At 73.2% G+C, this 21,731-nt stretch carries 19 protein-coding genes; 14 read left to right on the forward strand and 5 right to left on the reverse strand.

All coding sequences use genetic code 11. The features are described 5' to 3' along the window. The first annotated feature begins 136 nt into the window (after positions 1 to 136). The 3 genes from ACFYSC_RS25300 (at position 137) to ACFYSC_RS25310 (ending at position 1,855) form a co-directional block, all read left to right on the forward strand. Positions 137 to 421, forward strand: coding sequence for a hypothetical protein (locus tag ACFYSC_RS25300; protein ID WP_362930092.1), 285 nt, complete (start codon positions 137 to 139; stop codon positions 419 to 421). A 382-nt stretch (positions 422 to 803) separates the two neighbouring features. Next, complete coding sequence (locus ACFYSC_RS25305) at positions 804 to 1,538, forward strand: glycosyltransferase family 2 protein (RefSeq protein ID WP_389966293.1); 735 nt, start codon at positions 804 to 806, stop codon at positions 1,536 to 1,538. A gap of 65 nt (positions 1,539 to 1,603) precedes the next feature. Further along, the gene (locus tag ACFYSC_RS25310; protein WP_389966296.1) at positions 1,604 to 1,855 is read left to right on the forward strand and encodes a prevent-host-death protein; all 252 of its coding nucleotides are present in this window, start codon (positions 1,604 to 1,606) and stop codon (positions 1,853 to 1,855) included. Positions 1,856 to 1,968: 113 nt separating this feature from the next. Here the strand turns inward: ACFYSC_RS25310 and ACFYSC_RS25315 are convergent, their stop codons facing one another. After that, positions 1,969 to 2,340, reverse strand: coding sequence for an STAS domain-containing protein (locus ACFYSC_RS25315; protein WP_362930086.1), 372 nt, complete (start codon positions 2,338 to 2,340; stop codon positions 1,969 to 1,971). Between the two features lie 451 nt (positions 2,341 to 2,791). Further along, positions 2,792 to 4,162 (reverse strand): APC family permease, encoded by a 1,371-nt coding sequence (locus ACFYSC_RS25320; RefSeq protein ID WP_362930084.1) that lies wholly within the window; start codon positions 4,160 to 4,162, stop codon positions 2,792 to 2,794. A gap of 131 nt (positions 4,163 to 4,293) precedes the next feature. Here ACFYSC_RS25320 and ACFYSC_RS25325 point away from each other — a divergent pair, with 131 nt between their 5' ends. Next, positions 4,294 to 4,680, forward strand: a complete 387-nt coding sequence (locus ACFYSC_RS25325) for a hypothetical protein (protein ID WP_389966301.1) — start codon at positions 4,294 to 4,296, stop codon at positions 4,678 to 4,680. A 158-nt stretch (positions 4,681 to 4,838) separates the two neighbouring features. On the opposite strand, the gene ACFYSC_RS25330 is transcribed toward ACFYSC_RS25325, so the two are convergent. Beyond that, entirely contained in the window at positions 4,839 to 5,948 is a 1,110-nt protein-coding gene (locus tag ACFYSC_RS25330) for a glycosyltransferase family 4 protein (RefSeq protein ID WP_389966304.1), read from the reverse strand. 115 nt (positions 5,949 to 6,063) lie between these two features. Here ACFYSC_RS25330 and ACFYSC_RS25335 point away from each other — a divergent pair, with 115 nt between their 5' ends. The 5 genes from ACFYSC_RS25335 to ACFYSC_RS25355 all read left to right on the forward strand — a co-directional run bounded on the left by ACFYSC_RS25335 (position 6,064) and on the right by ACFYSC_RS25355 (position 13,409). Then, the gene (locus ACFYSC_RS25335) at positions 6,064 to 6,855 is read left to right on the forward strand and encodes a PIG-L deacetylase family protein (protein WP_389966307.1); all 792 of its coding nucleotides are present in this window, start codon (positions 6,064 to 6,066) and stop codon (positions 6,853 to 6,855) included. A 34-nt stretch (positions 6,856 to 6,889) separates the two neighbouring features. Next, entirely contained in the window at positions 6,890 to 7,951 is a 1,062-nt protein-coding gene (locus tag ACFYSC_RS25340) for a YbhN family protein (RefSeq protein ID WP_389966310.1), read from the forward strand. A 40-nt stretch (positions 7,952 to 7,991) separates the two neighbouring features. Beyond that, positions 7,992 to 11,390, forward strand: a complete 3,399-nt coding sequence (locus tag ACFYSC_RS25345; protein WP_389966312.1) for a BTAD domain-containing putative transcriptional regulator — start codon at positions 7,992 to 7,994, stop codon at positions 11,388 to 11,390. Between the two features lie 411 nt (positions 11,391 to 11,801). Then, the gene (locus ACFYSC_RS25350) at positions 11,802 to 12,341 is read left to right on the forward strand and encodes a DedA family protein (protein ID WP_389966315.1); all 540 of its coding nucleotides are present in this window, start codon (positions 11,802 to 11,804) and stop codon (positions 12,339 to 12,341) included. A 90-nt stretch (positions 12,342 to 12,431) separates the two neighbouring features. Beyond that, the gene (locus tag ACFYSC_RS25355; protein ID WP_389966318.1) at positions 12,432 to 13,409 is read left to right on the forward strand and encodes a D-alanyl-D-alanine carboxypeptidase family protein; all 978 of its coding nucleotides are present in this window, start codon (positions 12,432 to 12,434) and stop codon (positions 13,407 to 13,409) included. 230 nt (positions 13,410 to 13,639) lie between these two features. Here the strand turns inward: ACFYSC_RS25355 and ACFYSC_RS25360 are convergent, their stop codons facing one another. Next, positions 13,640 to 13,972 (reverse strand): ArsR/SmtB family transcription factor, encoded by a 333-nt coding sequence (locus tag ACFYSC_RS25360; RefSeq protein WP_389966321.1) that lies wholly within the window; start codon positions 13,970 to 13,972, stop codon positions 13,640 to 13,642. Positions 13,973 to 14,136: 164 nt separating this feature from the next. Between ACFYSC_RS25360 and ACFYSC_RS25365 the strand changes: the two genes are divergently transcribed. Both ACFYSC_RS25365 and ACFYSC_RS25370 read left to right on the forward strand, forming a co-directional pair. Continuing rightward, entirely contained in the window at positions 14,137 to 15,243 is a 1,107-nt protein-coding gene (locus tag ACFYSC_RS25365) for an NADH:flavin oxidoreductase/NADH oxidase (protein ID WP_389966324.1), read from the forward strand. 207 nt (positions 15,244 to 15,450) lie between these two features. Continuing rightward, complete coding sequence (locus ACFYSC_RS25370; protein WP_389966327.1) at positions 15,451 to 15,759, forward strand: hypothetical protein; 309 nt, start codon at positions 15,451 to 15,453, stop codon at positions 15,757 to 15,759. Between the two features lie 164 nt (positions 15,760 to 15,923). On the opposite strand, the gene ACFYSC_RS25375 is transcribed toward ACFYSC_RS25370, so the two are convergent. Continuing rightward, on the reverse strand, positions 15,924 to 16,739 hold the full coding sequence (locus ACFYSC_RS25375) for an RNA methyltransferase (protein WP_362930062.1): 816 nt from the start codon (positions 16,737 to 16,739) through the stop codon (positions 15,924 to 15,926). A gap of 62 nt (positions 16,740 to 16,801) precedes the next feature. Here ACFYSC_RS25375 and ACFYSC_RS25380 point away from each other — a divergent pair, with 62 nt between their 5' ends. From ACFYSC_RS25380 to ACFYSC_RS25390, 3 genes are all read left to right on the forward strand, one after another. Further along, positions 16,802 to 17,500, forward strand: a complete 699-nt coding sequence (locus ACFYSC_RS25380) for a cation transporter (RefSeq protein WP_389966330.1) — start codon at positions 16,802 to 16,804, stop codon at positions 17,498 to 17,500. 196 nt (positions 17,501 to 17,696) lie between these two features. Then, positions 17,697 to 19,475: a substrate-binding domain-containing protein gene (locus tag ACFYSC_RS25385; protein ID WP_389966333.1), complete on the forward strand. Its 1,779-nt coding sequence runs from the start codon at positions 17,697 to 17,699 to the stop codon at positions 19,473 to 19,475. Positions 19,476 to 19,797: 322 nt separating this feature from the next. Beyond that, positions 19,798 to 21,564, forward strand: a complete 1,767-nt coding sequence (locus ACFYSC_RS25390) for a sigma-70 family RNA polymerase sigma factor (RefSeq protein ID WP_389966516.1) — start codon at positions 19,798 to 19,800, stop codon at positions 21,562 to 21,564. Positions 21,565 to 21,731 lie beyond the last annotated feature (167 nt).

Raw genomic sequence — 21,731 nt, forward strand, 5'->3', positions numbered from 1 at the left:
CGCACGGAACACCGGGAATTTTCCTCCCTATTCCACCAGTTCGGTGGGAGATAGCAAGATGGGACATTGCCTGTCGGGCCGGGAAAACGCACTCTGCTGGGAAGAACGACACCAGCATCCGCCGGGAGTGATCCGGATGACGGCAGAAGACGGCCAGGCCGTTGATCATCTGCGGCGCCTCGCCGCCCAACTGGAGGCCCACTCCTTCAAGGTGTGCCTCGACGCCCCCGCGGGACCGCTGCCCCGCCTTCACGTGACGAACCCGATGGCCCCCACGGTGTCCGAGGACGTCCTCGCCGCCCACGAGGAGGACGGCGAGTGGTGGTTCTGGCTGTCGTGGGCCGGCCGCATCGGGCACGCCGAGGACGTCGCCACGGCCGCGGAGCGCGTGGCCAGCGTGCTGCACGTGGCACGCCGATAGGTGATTCTTGGCGGCCACATGGGTAAAACGTGTTCAGCCCCGAGACAGGAGTGACCGTTGAGAAGGATCCAGATCATCCAGCGGCCGCGGCCGCCCCGCACACCGGCGCCGCTCGACATGCGGACCCCCTCGGGAAAGCTCCTGCCCTTCTAACCCCTCCAGCCCCGCCGGAGGAAGCCCCCCTCCGGCCCGGCCGGCGCGGCGCGCCGGAGCGAGCGCCCCACCGGCACACGCCATCCGTACCGAGGCCGTACGGAGGTCACGCCCGAGCCTCACCCGAGGCCGCGCGGCGAGACCGTCCCGCGACCGTGCAGTGGCCGTGCCATGGGCGTTGCAAGGAGGATTCAAGCAGGTTGCAGGCGGTCCGGAGGACCTTGGGACCATGAGCAGCCGTCCCTTCCCCGTCAGCGTCAGCGTGGTGGTCCCCGCCCTCAACGAAGCCGCCAACCTCCCGCACGTCTTCGCGACCCTTCCCTCGTGGATCGACGAGGTGATCCTCGTCGACGGCAACTCCACCGACGACACCGTGGCCGTGGCCCGGTCCCTCCGTCCCGCCCTGCGCGTGGTCGTCCAGACCCGCAGGGGCAAGGGCAACGCCCTCGCCGAGGGGTTCGCCGCCGCCACGGGCGACATCATCGTCATGATCGACGCCGACGGCTCCACCGACGGCCGTGAGATCTTCGCCTTCGTGACCGCGCTGGTCGAGGGCGCCGACTTCGCCAAGGGTTCCCGCTACGCCCCCGGAGGCGGATCCGACGATCTCAGCCCGATGCGCTCGCTGGGCAACAGGGCGCTGACCATGATCACCAACGGGCTGCACGGCACCCGATACACCGACCTGTGCTACGGCTACAACGCCTTCTGGGCACGCCACCTCGACGCCCTCGGCCTCGACTGCGACGGCTTCGAGGTGGAGACCCTGATGAACATCCGCGCGGCCCGCGCCGGCCTGGTGATCCGTGAGGTGCCCAGCCACGAACGCAGCCGCATCCACGGCGTCAGCAACCTGAACGCCGTACGGGACGGCTGGCGGGTGCTCCGCACCATCCTGCGCGAGCGCCGCTCCCACCGCGCGGCCGAGTCATCGGCACCCGTACGGGCGGCCGCGACGATCTGAAACGGCCTCCTCCGACCTCAGGTCCGGCTAACGTGCGTCTCAACCCGGCCGGACAGGAGGTCCTCATGCGTGAACGGCAGGCCCAGGAGGCGGAGCGGCGTTTCGGCGAGGCCGTACGGCGCGCCGCCGCCGAAGGCGCCGAGGTGGCCGACCGGCATGGTGAGGAGGTCGCCGCCGTCATGGGCATCGCCGGATGCCGTCGACCCGGGGGCGACCTCCCTGATCTCAGGGAGTTTCTCCTCTCGGCGCCCGGCTGGGACGACGGCGTCGAGTTTCCGCGCGACCGTGACCTTCCCCGGGGGATCGATTTTCGCTGACGGGCATCGGTCATGTGCCCGGTATGAAGGTGATCTCCGGATCAAGGAGGCGGAACCGGGCTCCGCGCACCGGAGGAGACGGCCCGCTGTGGTCTGCGGGGTCTTTTCCCACCTCAGCAGGTGGTGGCTTCCAGGGCCTCGGTGACGGAGGGGAAGACCTCGAAGACCTGGGTGAGACCGGCGAGGTTGAGCCGCCGGGCCAGGTTGCCCTGGATGCCGGTGAGGATGAACCGGAAGCCCCTGACCTGGCCGTTGTGCCGTGCCTGGAGCAGCTCGCCGATGCCGGAGGAGTCGCAGAAGGTCAGGGCGGACAGGTCGAGGATGACGGTCTTCGACGGCGCGGCACCCCAGACCTTGCTCAGCTCGGCCCGCAGGATCGGCGTGTGGTAGTGATCCAGTTCGCCGCTGGCCTGCACGACGATCGTCGAACCATGCAGTCCTGACGTCGCCGTGAAACTGGGCTCCGGCTCATTACCCACGAACATGATCAACCTTCTACAGCGGCCCTTCTCAGCCATGCAACCTTCTCACACGGAGCGGACCGCCTTGGTGGTGCGGCCGTCCGGCGCCCTCGGCGCCCGGCGTCTCCACCCGATCCTCGCACGCGCCCGGTGGTGTGCGGCGCCCGCGGGTCCGGCAGGGGTTCCCCCTTCCGTGACGCCCGTCAATCCCCTTCGGGTGACAGGTGCCCCACGTCGACGGGAGTATTCAGGATCCGGGCCGTCGTCTCACGGAAGGGCCCGCGACGCCTCCGCGTGGAAGGTGTCATCGTGGATGATGCCGTCTCGACATGTGGACAAAAGATGCGAAATCCCCGAGGCGTTGACGTAGTCTCTCCGAAACTCCACCTAAAGGGAGTCGGAGATGAAAAGGGTACAAATCGTCCAGAAGCCCCGTCCGCCTCGTCCGCCCGTGCCCCTCGACCTGCGCACGCCCTCAGGCCGAAGGCTCCCCTTCTGACGGCTTCCCGCGCCGTCCGTCCTTCCTCCGCAGGAACAGCCGGTTGGCGAACCACAGGACCACCCCCACGGCCAGGAGCGCGCCCGCGCGAAGGTAGACCTCCCCTTCGCGGCCCGTGACGGGCAGCGCCAGCACGACACAGACCACCGCGCCCAGGACGGGCATCCACTTCGGGGCCCGGTAGTGCTCGTGCTCCACCGGGTCCCTGCGCAGGACCAGCACGGCCACGTTGACGATCGCGAACACGCACAGCAGCAGGAGCACGGTCGTGTCCGCCAGGCCGCTCACGTCACCGGTGATCACCAGCGCCACCGCGACGCCCACGGTGAACAGGATGGCCACCCACGGGGTGGACCTGCGGCGGTGGACGGCCGCGAAGACCCCGGGCACGATGCCCTCGCGGGCCATGCCGTACACCAGGCGCGAGGCCATCAGCATGTTGATCAGCGCGGTGTTTCCCACGGCCAGCAGGGCGATGAGCGCGAACAGCTTCGGCGGGAACGCCAGGCCCGCGACCTTGACCACCTCCAGCAGCGGCCCGGTGGACTCGGTCAGGGTCCTGGTGTCCACCAGCATCGTCGCGGTGAAGGCGACGGCCATGTAGATCAGCGCGGCCACGGTGATGCCGCCGAACAGGGCGCGGGGGAAGTCCCGCTGCGGGTCGCGGCACTCCTCGGCGAGGTTGACCGAGTCCTCGAAGCCGAGCAGCGCGTAGAAGGCGAGGGCCGTGCCGCCGAGGACGCCGAGGAACGCGCCGTTGACCGGATGGAACTGCACCGCCCGGGCGGGCTCGCCCTCACCGGAGACCAGGGCGTAGATCCCGATCGCGACGATGACCAGCAGGCCGAACGCCTCGATGATCGTCAGGACCACGTTGACCCTGACCGACTCGGAGATGCCGGCGAAGTTCACCAGCGTGACCAGGCCGAGGAAGATCAGCGCGCCGATGACCGTCGGCAGCGTGACGAACTCGCCCAGGTAGTTGCCGCCGAAGGCGCGGGCCGCCGCGCTCGCCGAGGTGATCCCGCTCATCAGTACGGTGAACGCCACCATGAACGTGACAAAGGGGATGCCGAACGCCTTGTTGGCGTACAGCGCCGCGCCGGCCGCCCGGGGATACTTGCCGACCAGTTCGGCGTAGGCCGTGGCGGTGAGGGCCGCGAGCACGAAGGCGATGAGGAAGGGCAGCCACAGCGCCCCGCCGACGTAGCCGGCCACCTTCCCGACCAGGGCGTAGATCCCCGCGCCGAGGATGTCCCCGATGACGAACAGCAACAGCACCTTGCGCCCGATGACCCGCTTCAGCGAGTGCTGGACGGTTTCGGGATCGACGGTCGCCTCAGCCATACCGTCCCCTTACCCGAAGCGGGGCGAGGATCACGCCGAGTCACAGCCGCCGCCTTTTTAAGCATCTGTCAAGTGCCCGGCAAGTGACGCCTCTAGGGTGCACCTGTCGTAAAAGGCAATGAAAGGCAAAGATGTTCTCCCTCCTCCCCTCCCGCCGTATCGCCGCCACCGTCGCGGGAGCCGTCCTCCTCTCCCTGTCCGCCGCCTGCGGCGCGGGCGGCGACGCGGCGATGTGCGCCGACGCGCTGAAGCTCATGAACGACTACAAGACCGACGTGGCGGGCGTCGGTGTGGACATGGAGAAGCTCAACGCGGTGAACGAGAAGTTCGCCTCGGACATGAAGGCCATGGCCGCCAAGGCCGACGGCGACCTCGCCTCGGGGCTCAACGACCTGGCCGCATCCTTCGGAAGCCTGAAGATCGACCCCAACGACCCGGGGGCCGCCGCCGGAGCGATGCAGGGCCTCAGCGGCAAGATCGTCTCGGCCGGCACCAAGATGAACGCCGCCTGCTCCTGACGCGCGCCGCGCCTCCCCGATCCCTCCCCGATCTCCCCGGGAGGCGCCCGTCCCGCCGCACGGACCGGCCTGCCCGAGGGGCCGGGCCGTGCGGCCGCACGCCCCGCCGTACCGGCCGCGCACGGATCACCCGCCGGCCCCGTACGACCCCTTGCAGCTCAGCCCCGCGCTCCGCGCGCCTGCTCGTAGCAGCGGTCGAAGCCCTCCAGCACGGCCGGCCAGGAGCTGCGGACCGGCTCGGTCGCGCGGTTGTGCGCCGCGATCGCCTCGCGCAGCCCGCGGTCGCGCACCAGCCCGGCCACCGCCGCGACCAGGCCGTCGAAGCTCTTTCCCAGCAGCCCCTCCTTGCCGGGCCGCACGAAGTCGGCCACCCCGCTCTGCGCCCGCGCGACCACCGGCACGCCCGCCGCCCTGGCCTCCAGCGCCGCCAGCCCGAACGACTCGCGGGGCGCGGGGGCGACGAACACGTCCGCGGTGGCGAGCAGCTCGCGGATCCGGTCGCGGTCGTAGCGGCCGGGCAGCGACACCCACCCGGTCATGCCGTTGGACCGCAGGTAACGCTCCATCTGGGCGCGCGCCGGGCCGTCCCCGACGATCGTGGCCCGCATCGGGACGTCCCGGGGGACCTGCGCCCTGGCCTCCCTCAGCAGCCGCAGCAGCCGGACCGGCTGCTTGCGGGGCGCCAGCCGCCCCACCGCGACGACGTGCACCGGCTCGCCGTCCGGCGTCCGCCGGGCCGGGCCGGCGGCGCGCCAGCCGGAGACGTCGAGGCCGTTGGAGACGACGTGCACCGGGACGCCCCGGCCGGCCACCGCGCGGATCGGCCGGGCCGCCGCCTCGCTCACCGTGGTGCCCACCAGCCCCCAGCGGTGCCACTCGAACGCCAGCCGCAGACCGGTGTAGACGGCGCGGGTGACCGGGTCCCACATGCTGTGCACGGTCACCACGGCGGGCAGCCCGAGCCGTACGGCCGCGCGGACGCCCATCCAGGCGAACGGCGAGACCGCGCCGGTGTGCACGTGGACCACGTCGGGCCGTCGGGCCCTCATCAGCCGCAGCAGGTGCCCGACCCCGAACGGGTGGACCGGCAGGTCGAAGGGCAGCCCCGCGACGATCCGGTGCACCCCCGGCAGGGGCTCGCCCGGCGTGGCGGTCGCCACCTCGACGTCGTGGCCCGCCTCGCGCTGCGACCGGATCAGATCGGCGACCTGGACCTCGATCCCGCCCAGGCGCGGCAGGTAACAATCGCTGACGTGGAGGATCCTCACCGTGCCAGCGTATCCCCGCGTGAGATCATGCCTGCGTGCCCGTCTGGGGAGGCCCCATGAGCGGGAGACGGACCGCGCGAACGGAGTGAGGGCGATCAAGACCGTCAGGACAGCCGTGTTCTTCCATGCCCATCCCGATGACGAGGCCCTGCTGACCGCGGGGACCATGGCCATGCTCGCGGCCGAGGGGCACCGGGTGGTCCTCGTGGTGGCGACCTCCGGCGAGCGCGGCCAGGCCGACCTGGAGCCGGGCGAGGCGCTGGGCGCGGCCCGGGTCGCCGAGCTGTATCGGTCGGCGGCGGCGCTGGGCTGCGCCCGCGTGGTGAACCTCGGGTACGGCGACTCCGGGCTGGCGCCCGGCGGCGGGGTCGCCGACGACCGCCCGGACAACGCGTTCATCGACGCCGACACCGAGGAGGCCGCCCGGCGGCTCGCGGCGATCCTCACCGAGGAGGACGCCGGCCTGCTGACGACCTACGACCCGGCCGGGGGCTACGGCCACCCCGACCACGTCCAGGTGCACCGGGTAGGCGCCCGGGCCGCGGAGATCGCCGGCACCCCGATCGTGCTGGAGGCCACGGTCAACCGCGACCCGCTGCTCAAGGGCATCCGCCTGATCAGCCGCTTCTACCCGCAGCTCGACATCCGCGCCTTCGAGGGCGCCTACTCCCCCGGCGAGGCGATCACCCACCGGGTGGCCGTGCGGCGCTTCGCCCGCCAGAAGCGGGCCAGCATGGCCGCCCACGCCTCCCAGGCCACCGGAGCCGACACCCGGACGCTGGGCGTGATGCTCAAGGTTCCCGGACCCCTCTACCGCCTCGTCTTCGGCACCGAGTGGTACGTTCAGCGCGGCCTGCCGCCCGGCACGAGGCTGAAGCATCCCTTCGAAGTTCCGTCGAAAGGATGAGCCCCGGACCGGCAGACTGGTTCATGGGGGTGCGATGAAGAACAAGTGGGTCCAGATCGGGTTGTCGGCGGTGTCGCTGGCGCTGGCCGCCACGCTGGTGCGCTTCCTGCCGGAGATCCTGGAGGCGATGACCGGCGAGCACGTCTCCTGGTCGCGGATCGGCGCGCAGTTCGCCGGGCTGAGCTGGCAGATGGTCGCGCTGATGACGGCCGTCTGGCTGGCGAGCCTGCTGGCCTACACGTTCGTGCTGACCGCCTCCCTGCCGGGCCTGACGCACCCGCAGGCTCTGACGCTCAACGCGGCGGGCAGCGCGGTGAGCAACCTCCTGCCGTTCGGCGGCGCCGCCGGGGTCGCGATGACCGTCGCGATGACCAAGGGCTGGGGTTTCCCGCTCCGGGCCGTCGTGGTCTCCACCCTGGTCAGCGGCGTCTGGAACACCCTCTTCCGGTTCATCCTGCCCGCCGTGGGCATCGTGGCCCTGCTGTTCAGCGGCCAGGACCTCAACCCCGCCGTGACCGGCGCGGCCTGGGCGGGCGTGCTGTCCATCCTGGCCCTGGTCGCCGTCGTGACCGCCGCCCTCTACTGGGACCGCGCCGCGGCCCTCCTCGGCCGCCTCCTCGACGGCCTCGCCAGGCTGCTCCCCGCGAAGGTCAGGCCCGACCGGCACGGGCCCTCCCAGGCGCTGGAGAAGCTGCGCGCCGACACCTCCGAGATCGTCCGGCGCCGCTGGCCCGGGCTGACACTTGGCATGATCTTCTTCCTCGGGCTGCAGTGGCTGATCCTGGTCTGCTGCCTGCACGCCACCGGCGCCTACACCGGGCTGGCCCAGTCGGTCGCCGCGTTCGCATTGTCCAGGGTGCTGACCACCGCCCTGGTGACCCCGAGCGGGGCCGGGATCATGGAGGCCGGCACCGTCGGCGCACTGGTCTTCTTCGGCGCCCCGGTCGACTCGGCGACCGCCGCCGCGCTGCTCTTCGGGTTCTGGACCTACACTGTCGAAATCCCCTTCGGCGGCCTGGCGCTCGGCGCGTGGGCGCTTCTGCGCCGGCGTGAGAACGCCACCCCGGCCCGCGCGGAGGAGCCGGCCCGCCGTTAGATGGGAAAGACCTTGTGCGCGATTCGAAGGCACGCATAGCGTGGCGCCTGACATGGTGGCGTTCCGGGTTCTCGGGCCGGTCGAGGCGCATTCGGATGATGACGAGCTCGACCTCGGCGGGCTGCGTCAGCGCGCCGTCCTCGCCCGGCTGCTCGTGGCGCGCGGGCAGGTCGTCCCGGTCGACTCACTGCTGTACGACCTGTGGGACGACGACGGCGCCCGCGGCGCCCAGGCCAACCTCCAGGTGTACGTCTCCAGGCTGCGGCGGGTCCTGGAGCCCGGCCGCCCGCGCGGGGGGCCCAACCGGCTGCTGGTGACCGTCGCCTCGGGGTACGCCCTGCGGGCCGGACCCGACCAGGTGGACGCCCTGCGGTTCGAGGCCCTGGTCCGCACCGCCGGGGAGCAGCTGGAGGGCGACGACCCCGTCTCGGCCCGGGCGCGCCTCGCGAAGGCGCTGGCGCTGTGGCGCGGCACGCCCTACTCCGACTTCGCCGACCAGCCGTGGGCCGAGGCCGAGGTCAACCGGCTGGCCGAGCTGCGCCTGGTGGCGCTGGAACGGCACGCCGACAGCGGCCTGCGCCTGGGCATGCCCGCGGAGTCGGTGCCCGACCTGGAGGCGCTGACCGCGCGGCATCCGCTGCGCGAGGAGGGCTGGCGGCTGCTGGCCCTGGGCCTGTACCGCTGCGGGCGGCAGGGCGACGCGCTCGCCGCGCTGCGCCGGGCTCGCGCGATCCTCGCCGACGAGCTGGGCATCGACCCCGGCCCGGCGCTGCGCAAGCTGGAGTCCGACATCCTCGCCCAGGACCCGGGGCTGGAGCTGGCCGTGCCGGTCGTCCGGCAGCGCGCCGCGGTCCCGGCCGACACCTGGCCGCCCAGGCCCGCGGCGGGCGCGGGCGGTACGGCGGGCGCGGTGGAGCCGCCGCCGCTGGAGACCGAGCCGTTCGTCGGCCGGGACGCCGAGCTGGGCCGGTTGACCGCGGCCGCCGCCAGGACCGCCCGCTTCACCGTCTCGCTGGTCGGCGGCGACGCGGGCGCGGGCAAGACCACGCTGGTCCGCCGGCTGGCCTCGCGGCTCACCGCCGACGGCTGGGTCGCCGCCTCCGGCGCCTGTCCCGACAGCAGCGCCACCCCGCCGGGCTGGGCCTGGGTGGAGATCCTGCGGACCCTGGTGGACGCGGCCGGGCCCGGCGAGTACGCCCAGCTGCTCGCCCCGCTGCTGGACGACGCGGCCCCCGAGCCGGACGACGACCAGGCTTCTGGGGGTTTCCGGCTGCACCGGGCGGTGGGCGGCTACATCGCCGCGGCCGCCCGCTCGGCGCCGATCCTGCTGACGCTGGAAGACCTGCACTGGGCCGACGACCAGACCCTGGCGCTGCTGCGCGCGCTGCCGAGCCTGCTGTCCACCAGCCGCGTGCTGCTGGTGGTGACCTGCCGCGACAGCGAGCTGAGCGACCGGCAGGCCGAAGTGCTGGCCGCGCTGGCCCGGCTCGGGCCGGTCCGGGTGGGCCTGGACGGCCTCGACGCCGACGCGGTCGCCGAGCTGGTCCGGGCGACCTGTGTGCGGGAGGTCGACGAGGACGCGGTCGGCACCATCGCCGAGCGGACCGGCGGCAACCCCTTCTTCGTCCGGGAGACCGTACGCCTGCTGGACGCCGAGGCGACGCGCGACCGCGCGACGGCCGCCGAGGTGCTCTCCGGTGTGCCGTCCGGGGTCCGCGACGTGCTGCGGCGGCGGATCTCCCGGCTGCCCGCCGCGGCTCAGCAGATCCTGCTGCAGGCCGCGGTGATCGGCCGCGACGTCGACGTGGACGTGCTGGTGGACGTCGCGGGCGACGAGGACGCCGTGGTGGACGCGGTGGAGGCGGCGCTGCTGGCCGGGCTGGTCACCGAGCCGGGGCCGGGCCTGCTGCGGTTCGACCACGACCTGGTCCGTGACACGGTCTACTCCGACGCCTCCCGGCTGCGCCGTTCCCGGCTGCACGCCGCGGTGGCCGCGGTGATCGAACGCAGGAACCCCGGCGACGTGGCGGCCCTGGCACACCACTACGACGCGGCGGGCACCACGGAGACGGCGGGCAAGGCGGTCCACTACGCCCGGCTCGCCGCCGCGCAGGCCGAGCGCCGCTTCGCCCACCGCGAGGCCGCCACGCTGTGGGAGCGGGCCGTGGCCGCCTTCGACCGTTCCGGCGTGACCCACACCCCCGAGACCACCCGCGAGCGGCTGCTGCTCACCCTGAACCTCATCAAGGCGCTGGCCCTGTGCGGGGACATGGCGGCGGCCCGCAGGCGGCGGCGCGAGGCGATGGACGCGGCCCGGCCGCTGGGCGACCTGGAGCTCACCGCCCGGGTCGCGGCCTCGCTGGCCGTACCGCACAAGGGCATGGCCCGCGACTTCACCCGCACCGCGTGGGAGATCGTCGACGTCGCCGAACAGGCGCTGGTGGAGCTGCCGGCCGCCGAGCAGTCGCTGCGGGCGAGCCTGCTGGCCACGCTCGCGCTGGAGCTGGAGGGGTCGGCCACGCCGCGCGGCGAGCAGGCGTCGCTGGAGGCCGAGGAGCTGGCCCGGCGGACCGGTGACCCGGCGCTGCTGGCGACCGCGCTGAGCGGACGACTGCGTCAGTCCTACGGCATCACCCCGGTCGGCGAGCGCGAGGTCATCGGCCGGGAGCTGCTGGAGGTCGGCGAGGCGAGCGGGCAGGTCTCGGTCCAGGCCCTGGCTCACCTGGTGCTGATGGAGTGCGCCGCCGCGTCGGGCGCGTTCGCCGACGCCGACGCGCACGTCGCCGCCGCCGAACGGCTGGCCCGGCGGTACGGCCTGCCCGCCCCGGCCGCCGTGGGCGCCTGGTACGCCGGGCAGCGCCTGATGATCGCCGGTGACTTCGCGGGCGCGGAGCGCGCCTACCGCGACGCCGCACGGCTGACCGCGCGGGCCGGGATGCTGGAGGGCCGCCAGGACCTGCCGCTGATCACCGCGTTCTGCCTGCGGCTGGTGAACGGCCGGGCCGCCGAGATGGTGGAGCCCCTGGCCGAGGCCCACCAGCGCGGGGCCAAGTGGACGACCGACGCCTACGCGGTGGCGCTGGCCTCGGCCGGGCACGCCCGCGACGCCGGGGCGGTCATCGCGGTGAAGACGCCGGTGCGGCCCGACTTCCTCTATGAGCTGGCGATGATCTGGCGGGCGCTGGCGGGCATGCTGCTGGACGACCGGGAGCGGATGACCGAGGCGTACGACACGCTCAAGCCGTTCTCCGAGCGGATCGCCGGGGCGGGCACCGGCGTGGTGGCGCTGTGGCCGGTGGCGCTGACGCTCGGCGACCTGGCGCTGCGGCTCGGGCTCACCGACGCGGTGCGGCCGCACTACGAGAAGGCGCTCGCGGTGGCGCGGCGGGTCGGGGTGACCCGCTGGATCGAGGCGGCGCAGCGGTCGCTCGACGGCTGACCCGGCAGAGGGGCTCCGGCCGCTCGTCCGCGGTGAAGACCGCCGCCCCCGGGACGGAGCCGGTGCGGCGGACCGTCGTTCCCGGAGCGGGGCCGGCCTGGCGGGCCGTCATGCCCGGGGCGGAGCCGGCGTGCTCCAGGGTCGTGCCCGCGTAGGCTCCGGCGAAGGCGAGGCTCGCCACGAGCAGTTTCGCGACGTTCGCGGTTCCGCTCGCCAGCACCGTGACCCAACCGCTCCGCGGACCCATGACCGCACACCTTCCTCTCCTCGTATCAGGTGTACGCGGGTACGGTTGATCTCTGCTTGACGTCCGCTTGCAGGGGTTCCGTAGTATCGAACAGGTAAGCCTGACCTAATATCCGACATATCCGTCGTGTGTCGACGATGCGAGCGTGAGGGGGGTGTTCACCGGTGCGATCTCCGGCGGCGGGCATCCCCGATCCCACCTCCGCCGCGCTGTGGGGCCTGCCGCTGTGGCTGTGGGTCGTCCTCGGCGGCATCGGGCTGTTCGGGGTGTTCCAGGTCTACTACTGGGTGGGCCACCGTCTCGGCTCCCGGCTCTACGCCTCCCGCCTGGGCCGCAGGCTCGGCCAGGAGAACATCCGCAGGGTGGAGGACGCCGTCCGGAAATGGGGGGCGCTCGCCGTCTACGGCTGCTTCTGGGTCCCCGGACTGCGGCACACGCTGCCCTGGACGGCCGGGGTGCTGCGGATCTCCTACCCCTGGTACGTCGTGGCCAGCGCGCTCGGCTGCCTGACCTGGGTGCCGGTGACGTCCTTCGGCCTGTACTCGGTGATCTGGGGCTGGCTGCGACTGGCCGCGCGGTCGCCCGCGCTGGCGGCCGTGGCCGCGGTCATGGCGGCCGCCGCCGTCACCGTCCTCGTCATGCGCCGCCGTCGCCGTCGCCGCGAGGCCGAACGGCGGCCCGAGGACACCCTGACCGCCGTCTGACCGGCCTTACGGCGGTCACCGGAAAGACGTCTCACCCGAAAAACGGTCAAGGGTCGTATGCCGGCCGCCGGTTCTGTCACCATGATTCCCATGCAGATCGGGGGAATCCGCCTGGGCGCCTGCGCCGCCCTCGCCGCACTGACCGTCCTCGGTGCCGGCGTGACCGCGCCCGCCCACGCCCAGCCGGGGCCCGCGCCCGCCCACGCCCGGCCACAGACAGGGCCCGTGCGGGCCGGTGGCGCCGCGCCCGCCGCCGCGCGGGCCGGTAGCGCCGCGCCGGCGGTCACCGGGAAGGCGGCCTACCTCTTCGACGCGGCCACCGGGACGGCCTACTTCGACAGGCAGGCGAGCAGGCGGCTGCCGGTCGCCAGCCTGACCAAGGTCATGACCGCCTACGTCGTGCTGCGGCAGGCGAGCCTCGACTCCGTCGTCAGGATCGACGCCTCGGACGTGCGGCACGCGCGGACCAACGACGCGACCTCGGCGGGGCTGCGGGCCGGTGAGCGCCTGACCGTCAGGGACCTGCTCTACGGCGTGATGCTCCCCTCCGGGGCGGACGCCTCGCACGCCCTGGCCCGCGTCTACGGGCCGGGAGCGACCCGGTTCACGGCCAAGATGAACGCCGCCGCGCGCGCCCTCGGCCTGTCACTGACCCGCTACGCCAACCCGGACGGCCTCCCCAAGCCGGGCGGCGGCTACTCCACCGCCATCGACCAGGCCAAGCTTGCACAGACCGCGCTGAACGACCCGGTGCTGCGGACCATCGCCTCCACCAGGCGTCACGTCGTGCGGGCGTCGAAGCTGCACCGGGCGCACACCTGGACCAACAGCAACAAGCTGCTCGGCAGGACCCCCGGGGCACTGGGCGTCAAGACCGGTTACACCCGGGCCGCCGGGTACTGCCTGTCGTTCGCCGCCGAGCGCGACGGGCACCTGCTGATCGGCGTCGTCCTGGGCGAGCCGAGCTCGGACCGCCGGTTCAGCAGCGCCGGCCGGCTGCTGGACTGGGCGGCCGTACAGGCCGCCGGGTCACCGGACATGGACTCCGGGACGGTCGGGGACCTCTGAGCTCATGGCGACGCTGCGCGTCGCGGCTCGGGGGCTGATAACCGATGTCTTCCCTCGTCGTTCACTCGCTACGCTCGCTCCCTCCTCAGTCCAGACACCGGCGCCCCCGAGCGGGCTCATTGCGACGCTGCGCGTCGCGGCTCGGGGGCTGGTAACCGGCGCCTTCCCTCGTCACTCCGCCGCTCCGCGGCTGCGTTCCTCAGTCCAGACACCGGCGCCCCCGAGCGGGCTCATTGCTGTGCGGCGTGGGCGTGCAGTACGGCGTCGAGCAGGCCGGGGAAGAGCTCGTCGAGGTCGTGGCGGCGCAGCGCGTTCATCTTCGCGGTGCCGCGGTAGACCTGGCTGATCACCCCGGCCTCGCGGAGCACCCGGAAGTGATGGGTGCTGGTCGACTTGCTGACCACCAGGTCGATCGCCGAACACGGGGCGCCCTCGTCGTCCACCTCGGACAGGAAGGCCACCACCCGCAGCCTCATCGGGTCGGACAGCGCGTGCAGCACGGCCTCAAGCCGGATGTCCTCGCGGCGGGGGTGGTCGAGAGCCCTGTCGGACGTGACCCGCATGACGACTCCTTCCCTCGGGATCATCGATTGTACGAGAACCATCATAATTTGACATTTCTCGTACTACGAGATTTATCGTACTAGGGTGCCCGGACGGCGAGCCCCGCTTCCGGCACGGAGTGCCCGGAACCGGGCGACCCGTACGACGACGAAGGAGCGAGGCCGTGAGCGCGCTGTTCGAACCCCTCACCCTGCGGGGCCTGACGATCCCCAACCGCGTCTGGATGGCGCCGATGTGCCAGTACTCGGCGGAGGCCGAAGGTCCGGAGCAGGGCGTTCCACACGACTGGCACCTCTCGCACCTGGCCGCCCGTGCGGTGGGCGGGGCCGGGCTGATCATCACCGAGGCCACGGCCGTCACGCCCGAGGGCCGCATCTCCCCCTTCGACCTCGGCATCTGGAACGACCGCCAGGTGGAGGGATTCGCCCGGATCACCCGCTTCCTGAAGGAGCACGGGGCCGCTCCCGGCATCCAGCTCGCGCACGCCGGCCGCAAGGCGTCCACCGACGTCACCTGGCGCGGCGGCGGCCCCCTCGGCCCCGACCGGTACGGCTGGCAGCCCGTCGCGCCGAGCCCGCTGACCTTCACCGACCGCCACCCGGTCCCGGCGGAGCTGAGCGTCGAGGAGATCGGGCGGCTCGTCGAGCACTTCGCCGCGGCGGCCCGGCGGGCGCTGGCCGCCGGGTTCCAGGTGGCGGAGGTGCACGGTGCGCACGGCTACCTGATCAACCAGTTCCTGTCGCCGTACACCAACCGCCGCACCGACGCCTACGGCGGCTCGTTCGAGGGCCGCACCCGGTTCGCCCTGGAGGTCGTGGACGCCGTGCGCGCGGTGTGGCCGGAGGAACTGCCCGTCTTCTTCCGCATCTCGGCCACCGACTGGCTGACCGAGAACCCCGAGGACGACCGCGAGGGCTGGACCGCCGGCGATACCGTACGGCTGGCCAAGGAGCTGCTCGCCCACGGCGTCGACCTGCTGGACACCTCGACCGGCGGCAACGCCCCGGGGGCGCGCATCCAGACCGGCCCCGGCTACCAGGTGCCGTTCGCCGCGCGGGTGAAGGCCGAGACGGACCTGGCCGTGGCGGCAGTCGGGGAGATCACCGAGCCCCGGCAGGCGGAGGAGATCATCGCCTCCGGCCAGGCCGACGCCGTACTGCTCGGCCGGGAGTTGCTGCGCACGCCGTACTGGCCGAACCTCGCCGCCCGCGAGCTCCAGGAACTCGGAGCCGAGCCCCGCTGGCCGGACCAGTACCACCGGGCCGTCTGAACCCAGCTTTCCCCATGTTTCGGGCATAAGATGATTAATATAGAAATAGGTGCTTAAGCTTATTTATATATTATTTATGCGCATCCAGTGACTTTTGCCGAACCGTAGGTTCTTTGCGGTGTCATGGTCGATTCCTGTCCGGCAGTGTTGTCCCCCAGGGAAACCCCGAGGACGAATCCTGTCCTCACCTTCACCCGGAGGGTCACCATGAGGACGAAGATCACCGCCCCGGCCGTCGCCGCAGGGGCGGGGCTGCTCGCGGGCACGCTGTTCGCCACGCCGGCGGGAGCGACCGTGACACCGGTGGCGGCGCCGCAGGCCGCCTCGCAGAGCATCGCGGCCACCACGCAGACCGCCGGCCTGCAGTACCGTCCCTGCCCCCGCCATCGCGGCTGCCACCGCGGCTGGAACCGCTGGCACCGGTGGGACCGCTGGGATAGATGGGACCGCTGGGACAACGGCGGACGGTGGAACAACTGGAGCAATTGGAACAGATGGAACGACTGGGGCTGGTGACCTGGGTGGCCGGTTCGTCCGTATGGTGGCCCGCCGGACCACCTGCGGACGGGTCCCGCGCGAGCGGGGCGCCGCGGGCCCGGAACAGGCTGTCCTTGATCGGGGCGAGACGGGCCCCGGGTGAGCGGGGCGCCGCGGAGGGACCCGCCGCGCCGGCCCGGAACTCACCGCCCGCGCATCAGGCCGTGACAGGCGATGGCCGCCGCGGCGACCACGTTGAGGGAGTCGACGCCGAGGTCCATCGCCTGCGGGCTCATCGGGATGCAGACCGGCTCGTCGGCCTCGCGCAGCCAGCGCGAGGAGAGCCCGTCGCCCTCCGAGCCCAGCAGGAGCGCCACCCGCCCGGTCATGGCGGCCCGGTCCAGGGGCGTGGCCGACTGGTCGGGGGTCAGCGCCAGGGTGCGGAACCCGGCCGCGCGCAGCTCCGCCAGCCCGCCGTACCAGTCGGTCATGCGCGCGTACGGCACCGCGAAGACCGCCCCCATCGAGACCTTCACCGACCTGCGGTAGAGCGGGTCGGCGCAGCGGGGTGACAGGATCACCGCCTCGACGCCGAGGGCGGCGGCGCACCGGAAGATCGCGCCGACGTTGCCGTGGTCGACGAGGTCCTCCAGGACCACGACCCGCCGGGGCCCCTCCGGGGACGTGCCGCCCAGGAGCCCGGCCACGGAGGGCAGCGCCCTGCGTTCCATGGCCGCCAGCGCGCCCCGGTGCACCGGGAAGCCGGTGACCTCCTCCATGACGGCGTCGTCCACCACGTGGACCCGATCGCCGAGACCCTCCAGCACGTCGGAGAGGGAGGCGACCCAACGGCGGGTCAGCAGTACCGAGCGCACCGGGTAGCCCGCGGCCACGGCCCGGCGGATCACCTTCTCCCCCTCGGCGATGAAGAGCCCGTGCCGGGCCTCCAGGCTCTTGCGCAGCTCGACGTCGCGCAGGTTGGCGTAGTCGGCCAGTCGGGGATCGGAGGCGTCAATCACCTTGGCATACTGCCACGACCACCCCGCGCCGCTTTCCGGCGAAGCCTCGCGTACGCGCCTCCGTGACGCTCCGTGACCTGTATGTTGCTGGGAGCTTCGTCGGGGAGATCGGGGGCGTCGTGGCCGACCGGGTCGTGCTGTCACAGCCGGTGGTGGGGGACGGGTGGCTGCGCGACGCCCGCCGGGCCCGGATCCTGTCGCTGGCGACCCTGGCGTGGCTGGGCGTCGAGAGTGTGCTCGGGCTGGCCGCCGGGCTGGGCGCCCACTCGCTGGCGCTGATCGGCTGGGGGGTGTCGTCGCTGGTGGAGGCGGCGGCCAGTCTCATCGTCGTCTGGCGGTTCACCGGGTCGCGCACCCGCTCGGCCGACGCCGAGGTCAAGGCGGGCAGGGCGGTGGCGGTCAGCTTCTGGGTGCTCGCCCCCTATCTGGTGCTCCATGTGGCGCACGACCTGGACGCGGGGCACCGGGCCGAGCCCAGCCTCCTGGGCGTGGTGGTGACGTCGGTCAGCCTGGCGAGCATGCCGCTGCTCGGGCTGGCCAAGCGGCGGCTCGGCGCGCGGCTGGGCTCGGCCGCCACCTCGGGTGAGGGCACCCAGAACCTGCTGTGCGCGGTGCTGGCCGCCGGGGTGCTCGCGGGGCTGGCGCTGAACGAGACGGCCGGCTGGTGGTGGGCCGATCCCGCCGTGGCGACGCTGCTGGCGGCGGTCGCCGTGCGCGAGGGCCGGCGGGCCTGGCGCGGGCACGCCTGCTGCCACCACTGAGGATCCGCGGGAACCGCAAAGGTCTCGTCCCGGCACACGCGGCGTTCTCCGTACCACGACTGGTGTTTCACCGCACCTGTCATTCCCAGTACAGTTCCGTGCACATTGCGGGACATCTACCTATAAGGTGACCCGCCACGGCGCGTTCCGTGGAGCGTGCGCCGGCTCCAGACTTCGAACCCCTTGAGAAGGCATCGTGGGCGGACGCCACCGGACGGATGAGCTCGACGAGGGCCACCCCTCCCCCTCCTCGCCGCCGGCCAGGCAGCGCCGTACCCGGCCCGGAATGGTGCTCGCCCCGCTGGCCGGCGCGGTCGCACTGGCCGTGCTGCTGGGCGTCGCCGCCTTCGTGGTCGTCAACCGGGACCGGGGATGCGCCGGGGGGCAGGTCGCGGTGCGCGTCGCCGCCTCACCGGACATCGCGCCGGCCGTGTCCCGGATCGCCGAACGCTTCACCAGGGCCCGGCACGACGTCGGCGGCCGCTGCGTCAGGGTCGCGGTGACGAAGGAGGCCCCGGCGGCCGTGGCCTCCGCGCTGGAGGACGGCGCCGGCACGCCGGGCGCGATGGACGTGTGGATCCCCGACTCGTCGCTGTGGGTGGCCGGCCTGCGGGAGAGGAACCCCGGCGTCCCGGCCCCCGGCGCGTCGCTCGCCCGCTCCCCCGTCGTCCTGGCGGCGTCCGAGGCCGTGGTGGGCGACCTGCGGAAGAACCTCGGCGAGGTGAGCTGGCGCGGTGTGGTCGACGCCGCGAACGTCGCCAACGTCGAGGGGCCGGGCCGCAAGGTGCGGGTGCTCGCGCTCGACCCCGTGGCCAACGCGGCCGGGCTGGGCGCGCTGCTGGCCGCCTCCGGAGCGGCCGCTGCCGCCGGGACGAGCCAGGAGCAGCTCGCCGGCGCGCTGAAGACGCTGTCCGGCTCCGCGGTCCGCGACCCGGAGGCGCTGCTGTCGAGCCTCGGCGTGAAGGGCAGCCGCGCCCCCGTGGGCGTCGCCTCCGAGCAGGGCGTGTGGGCGTTCGGCGCCGCGGAGAAACCCGAGGTCCCGGTCGTGCCGCTCTACCCGGCCGAGGGGACCCTCGACCTGGACTACCCGCTGGTGGTCACCGGCGCCGACCCGGCCGTACGGCGGGCGGCGGCGGCCTTCGCCGCCGAGTTCGGCACCGAGGCCGCCCGCGAGGAGCTGCGCCGCCAGGGCTTCCGCACCCCGGACGGTACGGCCGGCGCGGCGCTCTCCCCCGGCGGCGGCTTCCAGGCCGAGGCGCCCCGGCGGCTGAAGACGCCCGGCCCCGCGGAGATCACGCGGATGACGCGGTCGTGGTCGCGGCTGAACCTCGGCACGCGGCTGCTGGCGCTGGTGGACGTCTCCGGCACGATGGCCCTGCCGGTCCCCGGAACCGGACGCGACCGGATGGAGGTGATCTCCAAGATCGCCATCGAGGGCATGCGGCTGTTCCCGCCCAAGAGTGAGATCGGCGTCTGGGAGTTCTCCACCGACCTCGACGGCCCCGGGGTGGACTTCCGGAAGACGGTCCCGGTCGGCCCGCTGGCCGAGCGCGTCGACGGCGTGCTCCGCAAGGACCTGCTGGCCCGGAAGTTCGCGGCGATCCGGGCCGTGCCCACCGGCGACACCGGGCTGAACGACACGCTCCGGGCCGCTTACGCGCAGATGACCGAGGAGTACCGGGATGACAAGATCAACACGGTTCTGGTCCTGACCGACGGCGCGGGCAACGACGACCCCGGCGGCGGCCTGTCCGACTCGGAGATCCTGAAGTACCTGCGCGACGCCTACGACCCGGACAGGCCGGTCAGCATCCTGCTCATCGCCTTCGGGCCGGATGCCGCCAAGGGCAAGGTCCGGATGGACGCGCTGGCCGAGGCGACCGGCGGCGAGGCGTTCATCGCCAAGGACATCCTCCAGGTCCGCACGTTCTTCCTGGAGGGAATGCGGCGCCGCACCTGCCTGCCGGACTGCTGAGTCCCCGCCGTTCTCCGCCGTTCCCCGCGGGGGCGGCCCGGCGCGTCCCCTCCGGCGGCGCCCGTCCCGGCGTCCGTCTCCGGTCGCGAACGGCCCCGCGGCGAGCGTCACGAGGCTGTTCACAACAGCCCCATGAATCACAGTTTCCCCAGTTCATACCGTATGCGCATGGCATGGGGCTTTCAGGACAACCTGCCGCCCAGGGGTGGCGTCTCCTACGCGTGTGGGGTCTCGGGCATGGCCCGTGAACGAGCCCGTCCCGCGGGGAGGAACGCACGTGCCCGGATGGCCGGCCACAGGCCGAACCGATGATCGACGATTGGTGGAGGAGCTCCGGCGTGCCGGCGCGGCGGCGCCGGCGACCCTCTACGACTCCTATGCCGACCGTCTCCATGACTACGCCCACTCACTGCTGGGCGACCGTGACGGCGCGGCCGGCGACGCGGCCGACGCCGTGCACGACGCCCTGGTCACCGCCCGGGAGCGGGTGGACCTGCTGCGCGACCCGGGACGGCTGCGCCCGTGGCTGTACGCGCTGACCCGGGTGGAGTCCGCCGGGCGGTCCCGGAACCCGCGGGAGCCGGCCCGCACAGCGGTCCTGGAGGTCATGGACCCCGAAGACCTCCCCGACGACCCCGGTGAGCGGGAGCTGGCCCTCCTGGTGCACGAGACCCTGGCCGAGCTTGACGGGCAGGAGCGTGAGGTCCTGCTGCTGTCTGCCCGGCACGGCCTCGACGCCGCGGAGGCCGGCGCCGTGCTGGGTCTGGGCTCCCGGCAGGTCGCGGCCCGGCTCGCCCGCGCCCGTAACCACCTGGAGAACACCGCCGCCGCGGTGGTGCTGGCCAAGGTCGGCCGGGCGCACTGCCCGGACCTGTCGGCCATGGTGGACTCGCTGGAGGGCCCGCTGCCGGCCATGCTGCGCAGGCGTCTGTCGAGCCACATCGCCCGCTGCGAGGTCTGCATGGAGCGGCGAGGCCGGCACGTGCCGGCCGAACGGCTGCTCGACCTGGTGCCGGCGGCCTTCGCGCCGCTGTCCCTGCGCCGCCGGGTCATCGCGACCTGTGTGGATCCGGAGCTGCGTGACGCCCGTGCCGCCGTCGCCGGGCCGGTCGGCCGCTTCGACCGGTCCGGGTTCCCGGTGGTCGCCGGGGGGCGCGGGGGGCGGCGCCGTACGGCGGGGGCGCGGCGCGCGAGGACGGACCGGGGGCGCGAGGCCGCGGGCCGGACGGGCGGAGACACGGGCCGGACGGGCGGGAGCGCGGGCCCGGCCGGTGGAGGCGCGGGCCGAGCCGGTGGAGGCGCGGGCCGGGCGGGCGGGAGTGCCCGGCGTGCCCCGCGGGGGGCGAAGCCGGCGGTCGTGGCGGCGGCCTGCGTGCTGGCGGCGACCGGGGTGATGGTGGCCGTCACCGGAGGCGGTTTCGCCGGAGGTCCGGCACGGGGCGCCGCGCCCGCCGGGGAGCCCGCCGTGATCTCCCTGGGCCCCGGGCCGGAGGCGGACCCCTCCGAGCCCGTGCCCGGCGACCCGGCGGACGCCGGGGAGACCGCGCCGGAGGACCCGGAGCCGACCGGGGACGAGGAGGACGGGTCCGAATCCAGGACGTCCGCCCCGGCCGTCCCCACCCCCTCGCGCGCCGCGGGCCCTGCCCGGCCCGCTCCGCCGCGGCCCGCTCCCCGGCGCAGCCCCTCCCGCCGGGCCACCGCGACTCCGACGACACCGGCGGCCGGGCGGCCGGCCGTCTCGTGTCCCGCGAACCTCGGCAGGGGTGCGGGGCAGGTCAGCCTGACGGCGAGCGGCGGCGCGCTGTCGTGGTCGGCGTCCGCCTCGGGCGGGCTGGACGTCAGCCCCGCCTCGGGACGACTGACGGCCGGCAGGAAAGCGGTGATATGGGTCACTGCCGCCGACCCGAGCGAGAGCGGCTCCGGGCGGGTCTCGATCAGAGCCGCAGGCCGTGTCCTCGGCTGTGCCCTTTCTTGGGAAGCACCTGGTCAGGAGGAGGAAGACCCGCCGGGCGACCCGCTGCCCGTCCCCTCGTCCGACCCTTCCTCCGCCACCTCCGCGGAGGTCCCGAGCGCTCCGGAGGCGACCTGAGTCACTGACCTTCGGCCGACCGAATTCGGCATTTCTTTTTACGATCCTGTAAACCGGGCACCTCTGCCAGGCGTCGGCATTGACGTGCAGTGGAGTGGTTGGTCACATGAGACTGCGATCAACCGTGTGAAGACGAGTGCTGAAACGAGATCGGATCGGGGAGTCAG

Source organism: Streptosporangium sp. NPDC004379, assembly GCF_042873875.1.
Taxonomy (GTDB): domain Bacteria; phylum Actinomycetota; class Actinomycetes; order Streptosporangiales; family Streptosporangiaceae; genus Streptosporangium.

Coding starts and splice junctions, on each gene's coding strand:
- ACFYSC_RS25325 (WP_389966301.1), top strand. CDS start 4,294: ATGTTCTCCCTCCTCCCCTCCCGCCGTATCGCCGCCACCGTCGCGGGA.
- ACFYSC_RS25320 (WP_362930084.1), bottom strand. CDS start 4,162: ATGGCTGAGGCGACCGTCGATCCCGAAACCGTCCAGCACTCGCTGAAG.
- ACFYSC_RS25355 (WP_389966318.1), top strand. CDS start 12,432: ATGCAGATCGGGGGAATCCGCCTGGGCGCCTGCGCCGCCCTCGCCGCA.
- ACFYSC_RS25310 (WP_389966296.1), top strand. CDS start 1,604: ATGCGTGAACGGCAGGCCCAGGAGGCGGAGCGGCGTTTCGGCGAGGCC.
- ACFYSC_RS25300 (WP_362930092.1), top strand. CDS start 137: ATGACGGCAGAAGACGGCCAGGCCGTTGATCATCTGCGGCGCCTCGCC.
- ACFYSC_RS25315 (WP_362930086.1), bottom strand. CDS start 2,340: ATGTTCGTGGGTAATGAGCCGGAGCCCAGTTTCACGGCGACGTCAGGA.
- ACFYSC_RS25340 (WP_389966310.1), top strand. CDS start 6,890: ATGAAGAACAAGTGGGTCCAGATCGGGTTGTCGGCGGTGTCGCTGGCG.
- ACFYSC_RS25360 (WP_389966321.1), bottom strand. CDS start 13,972: ATGCGGGTCACGTCCGACAGGGCTCTCGACCACCCCCGCCGCGAGGAC.
- ACFYSC_RS25305 (WP_389966293.1), top strand. CDS start 804: ATGAGCAGCCGTCCCTTCCCCGTCAGCGTCAGCGTGGTGGTCCCCGCC.
- ACFYSC_RS25370 (WP_389966327.1), top strand. CDS start 15,451: ATGAGGACGAAGATCACCGCCCCGGCCGTCGCCGCAGGGGCGGGGCTG.